At 69.5% G+C, this 15,767-nt stretch carries 18 protein-coding genes; 16 read left to right on the top strand and 2 right to left on the bottom strand.

Features of this window, described 5'->3' with window-relative positions:
* Nucleotides 1-49 precede the first annotated feature (49 nt).
* Nucleotides 50-910: a hypothetical protein gene (locus tag QSK26_RS19625; protein WP_285776629.1), complete on the top strand. Its 861-nt coding sequence runs from the start codon at nucleotides 50-52 to the stop codon at nucleotides 908-910.
* A gap of 10 nt (nucleotides 911-920) precedes the next feature.
* A complete protein-coding gene (locus tag QSK26_RS19620) occupies nucleotides 921-1,160 on the top strand; it encodes a hypothetical protein (protein ID WP_285776628.1) in 240 nt (79 codons plus the stop codon).
* A gap of 73 nt (nucleotides 1,161-1,233) precedes the next feature.
* On the opposite strand, the gene QSK26_RS19615 is transcribed toward QSK26_RS19620, so the two are convergent.
* A complete protein-coding gene (locus tag QSK26_RS19615; RefSeq protein ID WP_185054627.1) occupies nucleotides 1,234-1,473 on the bottom strand; it encodes a BldC family transcriptional regulator in 240 nt (79 codons plus the stop codon).
* A 242-nt stretch (nucleotides 1,474-1,715) separates the two neighbouring features.
* Here QSK26_RS19615 and QSK26_RS19610 point away from each other — a divergent pair, with 242 nt between their 5' ends.
* Entirely contained in the window at nucleotides 1,716-1,997 is a 282-nt protein-coding gene (locus tag QSK26_RS19610) for a DUF4229 domain-containing protein (protein WP_352244357.1), read from the top strand.
* On the opposite strand, the gene QSK26_RS19605 is transcribed toward QSK26_RS19610, so the two are convergent.
* Nucleotides 1,894-3,147: a delta-60 repeat domain-containing protein gene (locus tag QSK26_RS19605; RefSeq protein ID WP_285776627.1), complete on the bottom strand. Its 1,254-nt coding sequence runs from the start codon at nucleotides 3,145-3,147 to the stop codon at nucleotides 1,894-1,896. The two genes, QSK26_RS19610 and QSK26_RS19605, sit on opposite strands and share 104 nt — an antisense overlap.
* Nucleotides 3,148-3,247: 100 nt before the next feature.
* Between QSK26_RS19605 and QSK26_RS19600 the strand changes: the two genes are divergently transcribed.
* The 13 genes from QSK26_RS19600 to nuoK all read left to right on the top strand — a co-directional run bounded on the left by QSK26_RS19600 (nucleotide 3,248) and on the right by nuoK (nucleotide 15,758).
* Entirely contained in the window at nucleotides 3,248-3,979 is a 732-nt protein-coding gene (locus tag QSK26_RS19600) for a demethylmenaquinone methyltransferase (protein WP_285776626.1), read from the top strand.
* A gap of 216 nt (nucleotides 3,980-4,195) precedes the next feature.
* Nucleotides 4,196-5,473: a geranylgeranyl reductase family protein gene (locus QSK26_RS19595; protein WP_285776625.1), complete on the top strand. Its 1,278-nt coding sequence runs from the start codon at nucleotides 4,196-4,198 to the stop codon at nucleotides 5,471-5,473.
* 119 nt (nucleotides 5,474-5,592) lie between these two features.
* On the top strand, nucleotides 5,593-5,952 hold the full coding sequence (locus QSK26_RS19590) for an NADH-quinone oxidoreductase subunit A (protein ID WP_285776624.1): 360 nt from the start codon (nucleotides 5,593-5,595) through the stop codon (nucleotides 5,950-5,952).
* Between the two features lies 1 nt (nucleotide 5,953).
* Nucleotides 5,954-6,502 carry a NuoB/complex I 20 kDa subunit family protein gene (locus QSK26_RS19585; protein WP_285776623.1) on the top strand — a complete coding sequence of 183 codons (549 nt, stop codon included), beginning with the start codon at nucleotides 5,954-5,956 and terminating at the stop codon, nucleotides 6,500-6,502.
* On the top strand, nucleotides 6,502-7,176 hold the full coding sequence (locus tag QSK26_RS19580; protein ID WP_285776622.1) for an NADH-quinone oxidoreductase subunit C: 675 nt from the start codon (nucleotides 6,502-6,504) through the stop codon (nucleotides 7,174-7,176). The genes QSK26_RS19585 and QSK26_RS19580 overlap by 1 nt, the downstream gene beginning before the upstream one ends.
* On the top strand, nucleotides 7,173-8,501 hold the full coding sequence (locus QSK26_RS19575; protein ID WP_285776621.1) for an NADH-quinone oxidoreductase subunit D: 1,329 nt from the start codon (nucleotides 7,173-7,175) through the stop codon (nucleotides 8,499-8,501). The genes QSK26_RS19580 and QSK26_RS19575 overlap by 4 nt, the downstream gene beginning before the upstream one ends.
* Nucleotides 8,498-9,166 carry an NADH-quinone oxidoreductase subunit NuoE gene (gene nuoE / locus QSK26_RS19570; protein ID WP_285776620.1) on the top strand — a complete coding sequence of 223 codons (669 nt, stop codon included), beginning with the start codon at nucleotides 8,498-8,500 and terminating at the stop codon, nucleotides 9,164-9,166. Before QSK26_RS19575 ends, nuoE begins: the two co-directional genes overlap by 4 nt.
* Nucleotides 9,163-10,449, top strand: a complete 1,287-nt coding sequence (nuoF, locus tag QSK26_RS19565) for an NADH-quinone oxidoreductase subunit NuoF (RefSeq protein ID WP_285776619.1) — start codon at nucleotides 9,163-9,165, stop codon at nucleotides 10,447-10,449. The genes nuoE and nuoF overlap by 4 nt, the downstream gene beginning before the upstream one ends.
* A complete protein-coding gene (locus QSK26_RS19560; protein ID WP_285776618.1) occupies nucleotides 10,446-12,854 on the top strand; it encodes an NADH-quinone oxidoreductase subunit G in 2,409 nt (802 codons plus the stop codon). The genes nuoF and QSK26_RS19560 overlap by 4 nt, the downstream gene beginning before the upstream one ends.
* A complete protein-coding gene (nuoH, locus tag QSK26_RS19555) occupies nucleotides 12,851-14,209 on the top strand; it encodes an NADH-quinone oxidoreductase subunit NuoH (RefSeq protein ID WP_285776617.1) in 1,359 nt (452 codons plus the stop codon). Before QSK26_RS19560 ends, nuoH begins: the two co-directional genes overlap by 4 nt.
* A complete protein-coding gene (gene nuoI, locus QSK26_RS19550) occupies nucleotides 14,196-14,711 on the top strand; it encodes an NADH-quinone oxidoreductase subunit NuoI (protein WP_285776616.1) in 516 nt (171 codons plus the stop codon). The genes nuoH and nuoI overlap by 14 nt, the downstream gene beginning before the upstream one ends.
* On the top strand, nucleotides 14,704-15,465 hold the full coding sequence (locus QSK26_RS19545) for an NADH-quinone oxidoreductase subunit J (RefSeq protein ID WP_285776615.1): 762 nt from the start codon (nucleotides 14,704-14,706) through the stop codon (nucleotides 15,463-15,465). Before nuoI ends, QSK26_RS19545 begins: the two co-directional genes overlap by 8 nt.
* Complete coding sequence (gene nuoK / locus QSK26_RS19540; RefSeq protein ID WP_285776614.1) at nucleotides 15,462-15,758, top strand: NADH-quinone oxidoreductase subunit NuoK; 297 nt, start codon at nucleotides 15,462-15,464, stop codon at nucleotides 15,756-15,758. Before QSK26_RS19545 ends, nuoK begins: the two co-directional genes overlap by 4 nt.
* The last annotated feature ends 9 nt before the right edge of the window (nucleotides 15,759-15,767 follow it).

The following is a 15,767-nucleotide window of genomic DNA, read 5'->3' as shown; positions in this document are numbered from 1 at the left end:
ATGCCCGTCGTACCGTGGTGTCGGACAGACGGCCGGACGAAGGGGCGTGATGGCGCAGTCGGGCGACAAGGGCCGGCACCGGCGGGGAAGCCGCTGGTGGCAGCGCGGGCCGTACGCCTCGCCGTACCGGGGGGAGACCGGCCGGGGCGAGAGTGCGCGGGAGACGCCGCGCGAGGGGGAGCGGCGGGTGGAGCGCGTCACGGCGGTCGCGGCCTCCGTCGCCCACCGGCCGGAGTACACCTGGCGGGACTTCGAGCTCGACCACGAGCGGCCGCGGGCCCAGCCGAACTCACCGGACACCCCCGATCTCGGGGACGGCCTGCTCTACTGCGGCAGGCTGGAGCGGATCCTGCACCGCCAGTGGGACGTGCGGGACGGGCCGCCCTCCGCGGAGGCCGTGCGGGCCGTGGAGAGCCTGGCGCGGCTGCCCGACCGGCTGAAGGCCGTGCTGGCCGCGGGCCTCGAAGGGATCTACGTCGGCCCCGGGGGCGTGCCCGACCTCGACGACATGGGCTACCTGCGCGGCGCGCCGCTGCCCTCGGGGCGGGCCACCTGGGACATCTGCGCGGGCGCGTACGGCGACCGCAAGATCGTCGTGGGGGACCGGCCCTCGCCCACCCCGGACGTGATGATGCACGAGGTCGGGCACGCGCTGGACGACGTGGACTCCAGGCCGGGCGACTGGGTGTCGGACTCGCCGGAGTTCGTGGCACTCTACGAACGCTGCGAGCCGCTCTTCGCCTCGGCGTTCCACCGGCAGCCGGGGGGGCTCGGGCGCAAGGAGTTCTTCGCCGACGCCTTCGCCGCGATCGCCTCGCGCCAGCGCCCCGCGCTGGTGGACATGCTGGGCGGCGACACGCGGATGGCGCTCAATGTCATGTTGTTCTTCAACCGGCGTTACGGGATCTAGGTGATCAGCGATGTACGTGATCCGGCTCGCGGACGGGACACTGCGCGTGCCGCAGAGTCTCACCAGCGATGACGGGCGACTGATCGGCAACGCGTACGTCGAACTCGCGCCGGGCGACCCCGACTACGACCGGTGGCTGGCACAGGCGGTCACGGAAGAGGAGATGGCGGAACGGCAGCGGCGCTGGCGGCGTGACAACGACGACCTCGAACGGGAGTTCCTCGCGTTCAAGGCGGAGCAGGAGAGCTGACGCGCTGATCCGAACGGTGACCCTGGCGCTCCGGGTAAGGCGCTCAGGATCACCGTCGTGACGGCCGGGGCCGTCAGACGCGCGGGGACTCGCCGGTCGGCCGGTCGGCCGTGAGGACATCCTCGCCACGAAGGAGGGCGTGTACTTCCGACTCGCGGAAGCGCCGGTGCCCTCCGGGGGTCCGAATGCTGCTGATGCGGCCGGCCGCCGCCCAGCGCGTTACGGTCTTCGGATCGACCCGGAAGAGGGCGGCGACCTCTCCGGGTGTCAGCAGACGCTCGCTGCTACTCTCCACAATCTCTCCCCCTCGCATCCCGCTTCCTGCCAGCGGGCGGACAGGTAACCAGTGTGCCGAGCGAAGCCTGTTTTATCCGTGGTTTTCAGCAAAGATCACGGGTTGTTATAGGCCAAGTGCCCGATTGTTATATGATAGAGCCTCTTTGGGGCTCTCATGGGTGTTTCTTTGCAAAAGGTGGTGTTGGGGAAGACTAGCAGCGGTCGCGCCAGATGCGAAGACTTCCAACCTGATGGGAAGAGTGTCGTAACCTCGACGCTGTGCGTCCCCTTGTCGTTTACACCGCTTCCCGGATCGGCCTGTTCGCCATCGCGCTCGGCGTGCTCTACGTGCTGGGCTTGCGCAGTTGGCTGTGGCTGCTGATCGCTGCGTTCCTGCTCAGCGGTCTGGCGAGCTACGTCTTGCTGTCCAAGCAGCGCGATGCCATGAGCCTGCGCATCACGGAAGCGGGAACATCCCGATCCGGGCATGATACTCCCGACCCAGACGAGTCGTATCGCTCCCAACCAGAAGACCCCCGCGATGGGGAAGGAAAGCCTTGACACCGACGCCGCGGTCGCGGGTCGGATTCCAGCTCAGGGCCTTGCCCCTGCGCGGGTGGATCGCGCCGATGCCCGGCCGGGACACCGCGCCGGGTCCGGCGGAGTCGTTACCCCGGGGGTTGTTCAGCCAGCGCTGGTGCCCGCCGACGTAGACCGCGGCCCCGGTGACCGCCACCGAGTAGAGCGAGTCGCCGCCGGTGTGGTTGACCCACGTCGGTTTGACGCTGTCACCCCGTGAGAAAGTTTCGAATCTTGCCGCCGTGTCGCACAGCTTGGCCGCGCCGCCGTAGCCACCTGTCGTGACCACTACGAAGTAGTCGCCTTCGGGTGAGAAATCCATACCGCGTACGTAAACGGGGAACTCCGGCTTGCACTTCGGCGCGTAGGCCGCGGTTCGCCAGTCGGCCACCTTGGCGATCCGCGACTTGATGTCGATGAGCCCGATCTGCGGCCGGTCCAGCCCGTTCAGCGTGCCGAAGGCGCCGTTGACCGCGAGACGGCCGCCGCTCACGGCCAGGGTGTGAATTCTGATCCGGCCGGCGGGCGGGCGTCCCGGGGTGATCGCGAAGTCCGGGTCCACCGCGCCGGTCGCCGCGTCCAGCCGGGCGAGCCCGGTGCGGGCCGCGTTGCCCACCCGGACGAAGTCGCCCCCGGCGTACAGCTTCGAGCCCTGCACGGCGAGGGCGTGCACCGCGCCGCCGACGACGCGCGGGGCGAAGCCGGGGACCGGCGCGCCGTCGGAGACGCGCAGCCTGGCCAGGGCGCGGGAGCCGCCGCCGGAGACGGACACGAAGTCGCCGCCGACGAAGACCGTGCCGTCGGGGCCCGCCGCCAGCGCGGTGACCGGGCCGTGCACCTCGGGGGCGAAGCCGGGCAGGACGCGGCCGGTGACCACGTCGAAGGCGAACAGGTTGTCCCGCGGCGTGACGGGACCCGAGGGCGCCTCGCTGACCTCGCCGAAGGAGCCGCCCACCACGACCGTGCGGCCGACCAGCGCGATGGCGTTGACGACGCCGTCGAGCACGTGCGGGGTGTGGTCCACCGGGTCGGCCGACACGACCCCGGCGTGCGGGGTGACCCCGGCGGGGACCGCCCCGGCCGCCTGCGCCAGTGAGAAGGCGAGAGTTATGGCTGCTGTTGGGACGAACATTGCACCATTGGTAGCAGACGGAAAGTGATCGCATGGCTACTTTGGGTATGCCGTGCCCGCCCTGGAAGGTCACCCGCGGCCACGCCCTAGGCTGTCCCGTATGACCCGCGCATCCTTGGACAAGCAGCCGCACGAGGTCGCCGCGATGTTCGATCGCACCGCGCTTCGCTACGACCTCGTCAACGACGTGCTCTCCCTCGGGCAGGACCGGCTGTGGCGCAGGGCGACCGCGGCGGCCGTGGACGCGGGTCCCGGCGAGCTGGTGCTCGACCTCGGCGCCGGCACCGGCACCTCCACCGACGCGTTCACCACCCTCGGCGCCCGCGGCATCGCGTGCGACTTCTCGCTCGGCATGCTGCGCACCGGGGTGCGCCGCCGCGGCGGCTCCGGGCTCTCCGGCGGCGGCGTGCGCGGCGTCACCTTCGTCGCCGGCGACGCGCTGCGGCTGCCCTTCGCCGACGACGTCTTCGACGCGGTGACGATCTCCTTCGCGCTGCGCAACGTGCACGACACGCCTGCCGCGCTGCGCGAGATGCTGCGGGTGGCCAAGCCCGGCGGGCGGCTGGTCATCTGCGAGTTCTCCCGGCCGCCGGTGAAGTCCTTCGACCTGGTCTACTCCAACTACCTGATGAAGCTGCTGCCCCAGGTGGCCAAGGTCGTCGGGTCCAACGACGACTCCTACCACTACCTGGCCGAGTCCATCCGCGACTGGCACGGCCAGGCGGCCCTCGCGGCCCTGATCCGGCAGGCCGGATGGCAGCGGGTCGCGTGGCGCAACCTCACCTTCGGCATCGTCGCGCTGCACCGGGCGTGGAAGCCGCTCAGGGGTTGATCAAAGTCGGTGAATCCGACAATATGGTGCGATCCGTCACGGTGACCTGGCCCTCTGTCACCGGTGGGAGAGGTTACGCTTCGTTACCGGTGCCCGGCTGACACCTCGCGGTGGAAAAGCGTTAGACTTCGGCCCGATAAGTTTGTGAAGAGGTTCACAAAGGAACGAAGGCCCCACATCCCGAGGCCGTCGAGCGTGTAGGACAGGACAGGTCCCGTGACCGAGCCAGCCGCCGCACAGCGGACAGCCGCTGAGACCGACGCCGACGTGATCGTCGTCGGCGCCGGGCCCGCCGGCTCCACCGCCGCTTTCTATCTCGCCCAGTCAGGGCTGGACGTTCTTCTCCTGGAGAAGACCACGTTCCCCCGGGAGAAGGTCTGTGGCGACGGCCTGACCCCCCGAGCGGTGAAACAGCTGATCTCGATGGGCGTCGACATCGACGCCCCAGGCTGGATCAGGAACAGAGGACTGAGAGTCGTCGGGGGCGGCCAGCGGTTCGAGCTGCCCTGGCCGCAGTTGTCCAGCTTCCCGGACTACGGCCTGGTGCGCGTGCGCAAGGACTTCGACGAGATCCTCGCCGCCAACGCCGTCAGGGGCGGCGCGAAGCTGCTCCAGGGCGTCAACGTCACCGGCCCCGTGCTGGACGACCGCAGCGGGCACATCGTCGGAGTCACCGCCAAGAAGGACGGCGAGACCGTCACCTACCGCTCCCGGCTGGTGGTGGCCGCCGACGGCAACTCCACCCGGCTGGCGCTGGGCATGGGCCTGCACAAGCGCGAGGACCGGCCGATCGGCGTCGCGGTGCGCACCTACTACGAGAGCCCGCGCCACGACGACGACTTCCTGGAGATCTGGCTGGAGCTGTGGGACGAGCAGACCCTGCTCCCCGGCTACGGATGGATCTTCGGGGTCGGCGACGGCACGGCCAACGTCGGGCTCGGGCTGCTGAACACCAGCGACGCGTTCAAGAACATCGACTACCGCGCGCTGCTGCGCCGCTGGACGAAGAACATGCCCGCCGACTGGGGCTTCACCGAGGAGAACATGCGCGGCCCGGTGCGCGGGGCGGCGCTGCCGATGGCCTTCAACCGGCAGCCGCACTACACCCGCGGGCTGGTGCTGGTGGGCGACGCCGGCGGCATGATCAACCCGTTCAACGGCGAGGGCATCGCCTACGCGATGGAGAGCGGCCACATCGCGGCGGAGACGATCGTCCAGGCGCTCGCGCGGAGCACTCCGGCGCAACGGGAGCGGCTGCTCCGGGCATATCCTGGAGTCCTGAAGGACGCTTACGGCGGCTACTTCACGCTCGGCAGGATGTTCGTCGACGCCATCGGCCGGCCAGGGGTCATGAGCTTCGCCACGCGGCACGCGCTGCCCCATCCCGGCCTGATGCGGTTCGCCATCAAGGTCCTTGGTAACCTCACCGACCGGCGGGGCGATGCCTCGGATCGGATCATCAACGCCCTGTCGAAGGTCGCGCCGCCGGCATGACCGTCCACAGACATCGCGCTCCGGGGGGCGGACATGCTGGTCCACCTGCATAAACTTGCACATCACACCAACACAGACTGCGCGCCGTCGCGCGTGGAGATGGGAGAGGACGCGTAGCGATGGAACTTTATGTGCCCATCCTGGTGCTCGCCGTTCTCGCGGCGGGGTTTGCGGTCTTCTCGGTGACGATCGCGCCCTTCACCGGTCCCAAGCGGTGGAACCGCGCCAAGCTGGACGCGTACGAGTGCGGCATCGACCCGACGCCTCAGCCGGTGGGCGGCGGCCGCTTCCCGCTGAAGTACATGATCACCGCGATGCTCTTCATCGTGTTCGACATCGAGATCATCTTCTTGTACCCGTGGGCCGTCGCGTTCGACCAGCTCGGCGTCTTCGGGCTGGTTGAGATGGTGCTGTTCATCGTCACGGTCCTGGTCGCCTACGCGTACGTGTGGCGTCGCAAGGGCCTGGATTGGGACTGAAATGGGTCTTGAAGAGAAACTCCCCAGCGGATTCCTCCTCAGCACGGTCGAGCAAGTGGCCGGCTGGGCGCGGAAGAACTCGGTGTGGCCGGCCACGTTCGGCCTCGCCTGCTGCGCGATCGAGCTGATGTCCACCGGCAGTCCCACGCACGACCTCGCGCGCTTCGGCATGGAGCGCGCTTCGGCGTCTCCGCGACAGGCCGACCTGATGATCGTGGCCGGCCGGCTGTCGCAGAAGATGGCGCCGGTGCTGCGCCAGGTCTACGACCAGATGCCCGAGCCCAAGTGGGTCATCGCGATGGGCGTGTGCGCCTCCAGCGGCGGCATGTTCAACAACTACGCCATCGTGCAGGGCGTCGACCACGTGGTGCCGGTCGACATCTACCTGCCGGGCTGCCCGCCGCGGCCGGAGATGCTGATCGACGCGATCGTGAAGCTGCACGACAAGATCCAGAACACGAAGTTCGGCGCTCACCGCGCGAAGCAGATCGACGAGCTCGAACTGCGCGCGCTGCGCTCCCTCCCGCTCATCGACCAGGGAGCCAAGTGATGTCCGAGAACCTTCCCGGTGTGCCCGAGGAGCCGGTCGTCCGCAAGGGCATGTTCGGCGCGGCCGACAGCGGCGACACCTCCGGTTACGGCGGCCTGGTCGTCAGGCGGGCGCCGCAGATCTCCTCGCCGCGCCCCTACGGCGGCTACTTCGACGACGTGACCGACCGGCTGGAGCTGGTGCTCGGCACCGACCTCGCCGACGCGATCGAGCGCGTCGTGGTCGACCGGGGCGAGCTGACGCTGCACATCAGGCGCGAGCGGCTGCCCGACGTCATGAGCCACCTGCGCGATGACCCGGGCCTGCGCTTCGAGCTGTCGCTCGGCGTGTCGGGCGTGCACTACCCGCACGAGGCGGGCGCCGAGCTGCGCGCGGTCTACCACCTGTGCTCGATCACCCACAACCGGCGCCTGCGCGTCGAGGTGAGCTGCCCGGACGCCGACCCGCACATCCCCTCCACGGTGTCGGTCTACCCCACGCACGACTGGCACGAGCGGGAGACCTACGACTTCTTCGGCATCGTCTTCGACGGCCATCCGGCGCTGACCCGGATCGAGATGCCCGACGACTGGGACGGCCACCCGCAGCGCAAGGACTACCCGCTCGGCGGCATCCCGGTCGAGTACCGCGGCGCCGAGATCCCCGCGCCTGACCAGAGGAGGTCGTACGCATGAGCACCTCGTACGAAGAGGCCACCGAGGGCCGCGTCTACACGGTCACCGGCCAGGACTGGGACGAGCTGGTCAGCGAGGTCAAGGGCAACGAGGACGAGCACCTCGTCATCAACATGGGCCCGCAGCACCCCTCGACCCACGGCGTGCTCCGCATCGTCCTCACGCTGAACGGTGAGACGGTGACCGAGGCCCGCTCGGTGATCGGTTACCTGCACACCGGCATCGAGAAGAACATGGAATACCGGACGTGGACCCAGGGGACCACGTTCGTCACCCGGATGGACTACCTGGCGCCGATCTTCAACGAGACGGCCTACTGCATGGCCGTGGAGAAGCTGCTCGGCATCACCGACCGGGTGCCCGAGCGCGCCCAGGCCATCCGGGTCATGCTCATGGAGCTCAACCGGATCTCCTCGCACCTGGTGGCCATCGGCACCTTCGGCATGGAGCTGGGCGCGACCACGCCGTTCCTGTTCGGCCTGCGCGAGCGGGAGATGGTGCTCGACCTGTTCGAGTACATCACCGGCCTGCGGATGAACATGGCCTACGTGCGGCCCGGCGGCGTCTCCGTCGACCTGCCCGCGGGCGCGGTCGACAAGGTCGGCGAGTTCCTCAAGATCATGCCGACCCGGCTCAAGGAGATGCGCAAGCTCCTTGACGAGAACCCCGCCTACACCCGCCGCACCAAGGACGTCGCCTACCTCGACCTCACCGGCTGCATGGCGCTCGGCGTGACCGGCCCGGTCCTGCGGGCGGCCGGGCTGCCCTGGGACCTGCGCAAGTCGCAGCCCTACTGCGGTTACGAGACCTACGACTTCGGTGTCCCGGTCGAGCGCACGTGCGACGTCTACGGCCGCTACCTCGTGCGCGTGGCCGAGATGGAAGAGTCACTCAAGATCATATCCCAGGCGCTCGACCGTCTCGCCGGTGCGGAGCTCAAGGGCAAGCCGGTCATGATCGAGGACAAGAAGATCGGCTGGCCCGCGCAGCTCGCGCTCGGCCCCGACGGCCTCGGCAACTCGCCGGACCACATCGCGCACATCATGGGCAGCTCGATGGAGGCCCTGATCCACCACTTCAAGCTGGTGACCGAGGGCTTCCGGGTGCCGGCCGGCCAGGCGTACGCCTCGGTCGAGTCGCCGCGCGGCGAGCTCGGCGCGCACGTGGTGAGCGACGGCGGCACGCGTCCCTTCCGGGTGCACTTCCGCGACCCGTCCTTCACCAACCTTCAGGCCGTGCCCGCGACATGCGAGGGCGGCATGGTCGCCGACGTGATCTCGGCGATCGCCTCGCTCGACCCGGTCATGGGAGGTGTCGACCGGTGACATATTCGCCGGAAGTTCGCGAGCGTCTCGAACGAGACGCTAAAGAGATCATCGGTCGTTACCCGAAGACTCGGTCGGCCCTGCTGCCGCTGCTGCACCTCGTGCAGTCCGAGGACGGGTACGTCACCGACGACGGCCAGGAGTTCTGTGCCGAGATGCTCGGGCTGACCAAGGCCGAGGTCGTCGGCGTGTCCACCTTCTACACCATGTACAAGCGCAGGCCGGTCGGCGAATACCACGTCGGGGTCTGCATCAACACGCTGTGCGCGGTGATGGGCGGCGACCAGATCTGGGAGGAGCTCAGCGAGCACCTCGGGGTCGGCAACGACGAGGCGACCACCGACGGCAGGGTCTCGCTGGAGCGGCTGGAGTGCAACGCCGCCTGCGACTTCGCCCCGGTGATGATGGTCAACTGGGAGTTCTTCGACAACCAGACCCCCGCCTCGGCCAAGCAGCTCGTGGACGACCTGCGCGACGGCAAGGAGATCTCGCCGACCCGCGGGCCGAAGAAGCTGTGCTCGTTCAAGGAGGCGTCGCGGGTCCTCGCGGGCCTGCCCGACGGCCTGGCCGGTGACGGCCCCTCGGCGGCCGGCCCCTCGCTGGAGGGCCTGAAGATCGCCCGCGCGAACGGCTGGAAGGCGCCGTCCAAGGAGGAGACGGAATGACCACCCTGACCCCGGTCCTCACCGAGAACTGGGACCGCCCCGACTCCTTCACCCTCGACGGGTACGGAGACTACGGCGCGGCGCGCAAGGCGCTCCGGATGGACCCCGACGCCATCATCCAGTCGGTCAAGGACTCCGGGCTGCGCGGGCGCGGCGGCGCGGGCTTCCCCACCGGCCTGAAGTGGGGCTTCATCCCGCAGGGCGACGGCAAGCCGCACTATCTCGTGGTCAACGCCGACGAGTCGGAGCCGGGAACCTGCAAGGACATCCCGCTGATGATGGCCAACCCGCACTCGCTGGTCGAGGGCGTCATCATCACGTCGTACGCGATCCGGGCCAGCCACGCCTTCATCTACGTGCGCGGCGAGGTGCTCCACGTCATCCGCCGGCTGCGCGCCGCCGTACAGGAGGCCTACGACAGGGGCTTCCTGGGCACCGACATCCTCGGGTCGGGCTACGACCTGGAGCTCGTCGTGCACAGCGGCGCCGGCGCCTACATCTGCGGCGAGGAGACGGCACTGCTCGACTCGCTTGAGGGATATCGCGGACAACCTCGTCTCAAGCCCCCCTTCCCCGCCGTCGCGGGGCTCTACGCGTGCCCCACTGTCATCAACAACGTCGAATCGATCGCCAGCGTTCCCAGCATCGTGGAGAACGGCGCGGGCTGGTTCGCGTCGATGGGCACCGAGAAGTCCAAGGGCTTCGGCATCTTCTCGCTGAGCGGCCACGTCACCCGGCCGGGACAGTACGAGGCGCCGCTCGGCATCACGCTGCGCGAGCTGCTCGACATGGCGGGCGGCATCAGGGCCGGGCACGAGCTCAAGTTCTGGACCCCGGGCGGCTCGTCCACGCCGATCTTCACCGCCGAGCACCTCGACGTGCCGCTCGACTTCGAGTCGGTCGGCGCCAAGGGCTCGATGCTCGGCACCCGGGCGCTGCAGATCTTCGACGAGACCACCTGCGTGGTCCGCTCGGTGCTGCGCTGGACGGAGTTCTACGCGCACGAGTCCTGCGGCAAGTGCACGCCCTGCCGGGAGGGGACCTACTGGCTCAAGCAGGTGCTCAAGCGGCTGGAGAAGGGCCAGGGCACCGAAGAGGACCTCGGCACCATCACCGACATCGCGGACAACATCCTCGGCCGCTCCTTCTGCGCCCTGGGCGACGGCGCGACGAGCCCGATCCACTCGTCGGTGAAGCACTTCCGCGACGAATACCTCAAGCACTTCGAGATCGGCGGCTGCCCGTTCGATCCCGCTGCGTCCACTGTGTGGGGGAACGCATGACAGTACAAACGCCCGCGCCGGGACCCGTGGAGCAGCCGGTCGACCTGGTCAGCCTGACGATCGACGGCTTCCAGGTCAGCGTCCCCAAGGGCACCCTCCTGATCCGGGCCGCCGAGCTGCTGGGAATCCAGATCCCGCGGTTCTGCGACCACCCCCTGCTCGACCCGGTCGGCGCCTGCCGCCAGTGCCTGGTCACCATCGAGGGCATGCCCAAGCCGGCCGCCTCCTGCACGATCGTGTGCACCGAGGGCATGGTCGTGCAGACGCAGCTCACCAACCCGGTCGCCGAGAAGGCCCAGCGCGGGGTCATGGAGCTGCTGCTCATGAACCACCCGCTGGACTGCCCGGTCTGCGACAAGGGCGGCGAGTGCCCGCTGCAGAACCAGGCGATGTCCAACGGCCAGGGCGAGTCCCGGTTCCAGGAGGACAAGCGCACCTTCGAGAAGCCGATCCCGCTGTCCACCGAGGTGCTGCTCGACCGCGAGCGCTGCATCCAGTGCGCGCGGTGCATCCGCTTCTCCGACGAGATCGCCGGCGACCCGCTCATCGAGTTCTTCGAGCGCGGCGCCAAGGAGCAGGTCAGGACCGCCGACGGCGAGCCGTTCCAGTCCTACTTCTCCGGCAACACGATCCAGATCTGCCCGGTCGGCGCGCTCACCGGCGCGGCCTACCGGTTCCGCGCCCGCCCGTTCGACCTGGTCTCCACCCCGAGCGCCTGCGAGCACTGCGCGAGCGGCTGCTCGATGCGCACCGACCACCGCAGGGGCAAGGTCACCCGGCGCCTGGCCGGCAACGACCGGCAGGTCAACGAGGAGTGGAACTGCGACAAGGGCCGCTGGGCGTTCACCTACACGACCCAGCCGGACCGGCTGCGCTCGCCGCTGATCCGTGACGAGGAGGGCCGGCTCGTCCCTGCCTCCTGGCCGGAGGCCCTCGCGGCCGCCGCGGCCGGCCTCGCCGCCGCCAAGGGCCGCGCCGGCGTGCTGGTCGGCGGCCGGGTCACGGTCGAGGACGCCTACGCCTACGCGAAGTTCGCCCGGATCGCGCTCGACACCAACGACATCGACTTCCGGGCCCGCCCGCACTCCGCCGAGGAGGCCCGCTTCCTCGCCCACCACGTGGCGGGCACCGGCATCGAAGTCTCCTACGCCGATCTGGAGAAGGCCCCGGCCGTGCTCCTCGCGGGCTTCGAGCCCGAGGAGGAGTCGCCGATCGTCTTCCTGCGCCTGCGCAAGGCGGCCGAGAAGCGGGGCCTGCGGGTCTTCGGTCTCGCCCCGTTCGCCACCCACGGCCTGGCCAAGATGGGCGGCACCCTGCTGCGCGTGCAGCCGGGCGGCGAGGCCGACGCCATCGGCGACCTGATCGACGGCGGCGACACCGCCCAGGCGCTCAGGCAGCCGGGCGCGGTCATCCTCGCCGGCGAGCGGCTCGCCACGGTCCCCGGCGCGTTCTCCGCCCTGGTACGGCTGGCCGACGCCACCGGCGCCAGGATCGCCTGGATCCCGCGCCGGGCCGGTGAGCGCGGCGCGCTGGAGGCGGGCGCGCTGCCCGGCCTGCTGCCGATCGGCCGCCCGGTGGACGACGACGCCGCACGCGCCGAGGTCGCCCGCGCCTGGGACGTCACGAGCCTGCCGCAGACCCCGGGCCGCGACACCTCCGGCATCCTCGCCGCCGCCCTGAACGAGGAGATCGACGCCCTCGTCGTCGCCGGCGTCGACCCCTACGACCTGCCCGACCCCGACGCCGTGCTCGCCGCGCTGGAGAACACGCCGTTCGTGGTCAGCCTGGAGCAGCGGGCCAGCGCGGTCACCGACCGCGCCGACGTCGTGCTCCCGGTGGCCACCACGTCCGAGAAGGGCGGCACCTTCGTCGACTGGGAGGGCCGCGGGCGCACCTTCGAGGCGGCGCTGTCCGCCCCCGGCGTGATGAGCGACCTGCGCGCGATCGGCGCCATCGCCGACCACATGGACGTCCACCTGGGCCTGCCCGACCCGGCCGCCGCCCGCCGCGAGCTCGGTGAGCTCGGCTCCTGGCGCGGCGCCAGGACGGCCGCCCCGGACGCCGCGAGCCGTCCGCAGGACGCGCCCGCCGCCGGCGAGGCGCTGCTGGCCACCTGGCACCTGCTGCTCGACGAGGGCCGCATGCAGGACGGCGAGCCGTACCTCGCGGGCACCGCGCGGGCGGTCGAGGCGCTGCTGTCGGCGGCCACCGCGGCCGAGGCCGGCGTCGCCGACGGTGACAAGCTCAGCGTGACGACGGAGCAGGGCACCGTGCACCTGCCCGTCCGGATCGCGGACCTCCCCGACCGCGTCGTCTGGCTGCCGGCCAACTCGGCCGGCTGCTCGGTGACCCGCGACCTGCGCGCGACGGCCGGTGACATCGTCAAGATCGGGAGCGCCTCATGAGCCCTACGCTGCTCGCCGCCGCCGCGCCGGACGGTCCGAGCCTGGCCGACTTCGGCAAGGATCCCCTGTGGATCTCCATCATCAAGGCCCTGTTCATCTTCGTGTTCCTGATGCTCGGCGTGCTCTTCGGAGTCTGGACCGAGCGCAAGGTCATCTCGCGGATGCAGCACCGCTACGGCCCCAACCGGGCGGGCAAGTTCGGCCTGCTCCAGTCGGTGGCCGACGGCCTGAAGTTCGGCCTGAAGGAGGACCTCACCCCGAACACGGTGGACCGGGTCCTCTACACGCTGGCCCCGATCATCCTGGTGGTGCCGGCCTTCCTGGCCTTCTCCATCGTGCCGTTCGGGCCGTCGGTGTGGTTGTTCGGCCACCAGACGCCGCTCCAGCTCACCGACCTCCCCGTCGCCGTGCTCTTCGTGCTGGCGATGGCCTCGATCGGCGTCTACGGCATCGTCCTCGCCGGCTGGTCCTCCCGCTCGCCGTACGCGATCCTCGGTGGGCTGCGGTCCAGCGCGCAGGTGGTCTCCTACGAGATCGCGATGGGTCTGTCGTTCGTCGGCGTCTTCCTCTTCTCGGGCACGCTGTCCACCTCGGAGATCGTCGCCTCGCAGGCGCACGGCGGCACCGTCGGGCTGTTCGGCCTGGACATCCCGCTGCCCTCGTGGCACGTCGTCCTGCTGCTCCCGTCCTTCCTGATCTACACGATCACGATGCTCGGCGAGACCAACCGGGTGCCCTTCGACCTGCCCGAGGGTGAGGGCGAGCTGGTCGGCGGCTTCATGACGGAGTACTCCTCCTCGCTGAAGTTCGCCCTGATCATGCTGGCCGAGTACGTCAACGTGTTCACGGTCTCGGCGCTGTCCATCACGCTGTTCCTCGGCGGCTGGCGGGCACCGTGGCCGATCTCCCTGTGGGACGGCGCCAACGTCGGCTGGTGGCCGATGCTCTGGTTCTTCATCAAGATGGTGCTGGTCTTCATGTTCTTCATCTGGGTCCGCGCCTCGCTGCCGCGCATCCGGTACGACCAGCTCATGGCCTTCGGGTGGAAGGTGCTGATCCCGCTCAACCTCGGCTGGATCCTGCTGGTCGCGACCATGCGGGTGCTCCAGGTCGAGAGCAACAGGGTGGCGCTGGTCTACACGCTGGCGGCGATCGTGCTGGTGGGATGCATCGCGGTCTGGTTCCGCTTCGATACGGTGCTGCAGCGTCGCAGGGAGGACCGGGAGGCCCAGGTGGAGGCCGAGTTCGCCCAGCTGCGCGACGCGCCCGACGCGGGGGGCTTCCCGGTGCCGCCGCTGGACTTGCCGCACTATCACGGTGCGGAGCGCAAGGAGGTTCCCAGTGGGAGCAACTGATTGGCTCAACCCCGTCAAGGGCTTCGGTGTGACCTTCCATCACATGTTCAAGAAGCCCATCACGGTTCAATATCCCGAGGAGAAGCGGCCCACGGCGCCTCGGTTCCACGGCCGTCACCAGCTCAACCGCTGGCCCGACGGGCTGGAGAAGTGCGTCGGCTGCGAGCTGTGCGCATGGGCCTGCCCGGCGGACGCGATCTACGTCGAGGGCGCGGACAACACCGACGAGGAGCGCTTCTCTCCCGGTGAGCGCTACGGGCGCACCTACCAGATCAACTATCTGCGGTGCATCCTGTGCGGTCTGTGCATCGAGGCGTGCCCGACCCGGGCGCTCACCATGACGAACGAGTACGAGCTCGCCGACTCCAGCAGAGAGAGCCTCATCTACACCAAGGAGATGCTGCTCGCCCCGCTGACCTCGGGCATGGAGACTCCGCCGCACCCGATGCGCCTCGGTGAGACCGAAGAGGACTACTACCGGCTGGGACGCAACAATGGGTGAGACCATCACGTTCTGGGTGCTCGCGGTCGTGTCCGTGTCCGCCGCGCTCGGGCTCGTATTCAGCCGCAAGGCCGTCTACTGCGCGCTCATGCTCGGCGTGGTCATGTTCTCGCTGGCCGTGCTCTACGCCGTCCAGGACGCGCCCTTCCTCGCCGCCGTGCAGATCATCGTCTACACCGGCGCCGTCATGATGCTGTTCCTGTTCGTCCTCATGCTGGTCGGTGTCGACTCCTCCGACTCGCTGGTGGAGACCATCAGGGGACAGCGCTTCTGGGCGCTGGTGGCGGGTCTCGCCTTCGCCGCGCTGGTGGGTCTCGCGATCGGCAACACGATCGTCGGACCGGCCGCCGGTCTCGCGGGGGCGACGCAGGCCGCGGGCGGCAACGTGCCCGCGCTGGCCCAGCTGATCTTCTCGCGCTACGTGTTCGCCTTCGAGGTGGCCTCGGCGCTGCTGATCACCGCGGCGCTCGGCGCGATGGTGCTCGCGCACCGCGAGCGGGTCCGGCCCAAGCCGACCCAGAAGGAGCTGGCCCGTGCCCGCTTCTTCAGCGGCTACGCCCCGTCGCTCCCGGGCCCCGGCACCTACGCCAGGAACAACGCCATCGACATGCCGGCGCTGCTCCCCGACGGTTCGGTCTCCAGGCTGTCCGTCAACCGGGTCATCGCCAGGCACGACGTCGACGACGACCACTTCCCCGAGGACGCCAAGCTCGCCGACGCCATCAGGCAAGCGGTCGAGGAGGAGGGCAAGTGACCACGCATTACCTTGTGCTGTCCGCGCTGCTGTTCTCCATCGGCGCCGTGGGCGTCCTGGTGCGGCGCAACGCGATCGTGGTGTTCATGTGCGTGGAGCTCATGCTCAACGCGTGCAACCTGGCGTTCGTCACGTTCGCGCGCCAGCACGGCAACCTGGACGGTCAGATCATCGCGTTCTTCGTGATGGTGGTGGCCGCGGCCGAGGTCGTGGTGGGCCTGGCCATCATCGTGACGATCTTCCGAACCCGCAGGTCCGCGTCCGTCGACGACGCCAACCTGCTGAAGTACTAAGAGGTGCCA

This window comes from Microtetraspora sp. NBRC 13810 (assembly GCF_030268685.1).
Classification (GTDB): Bacteria; Actinomycetota; Actinomycetes; order Streptosporangiales; family Streptosporangiaceae; genus BSRQ01.
Note: the sequence above shows the minus strand (reverse complement) of the source record. Positions and strands in the feature narration are given on the sequence as shown.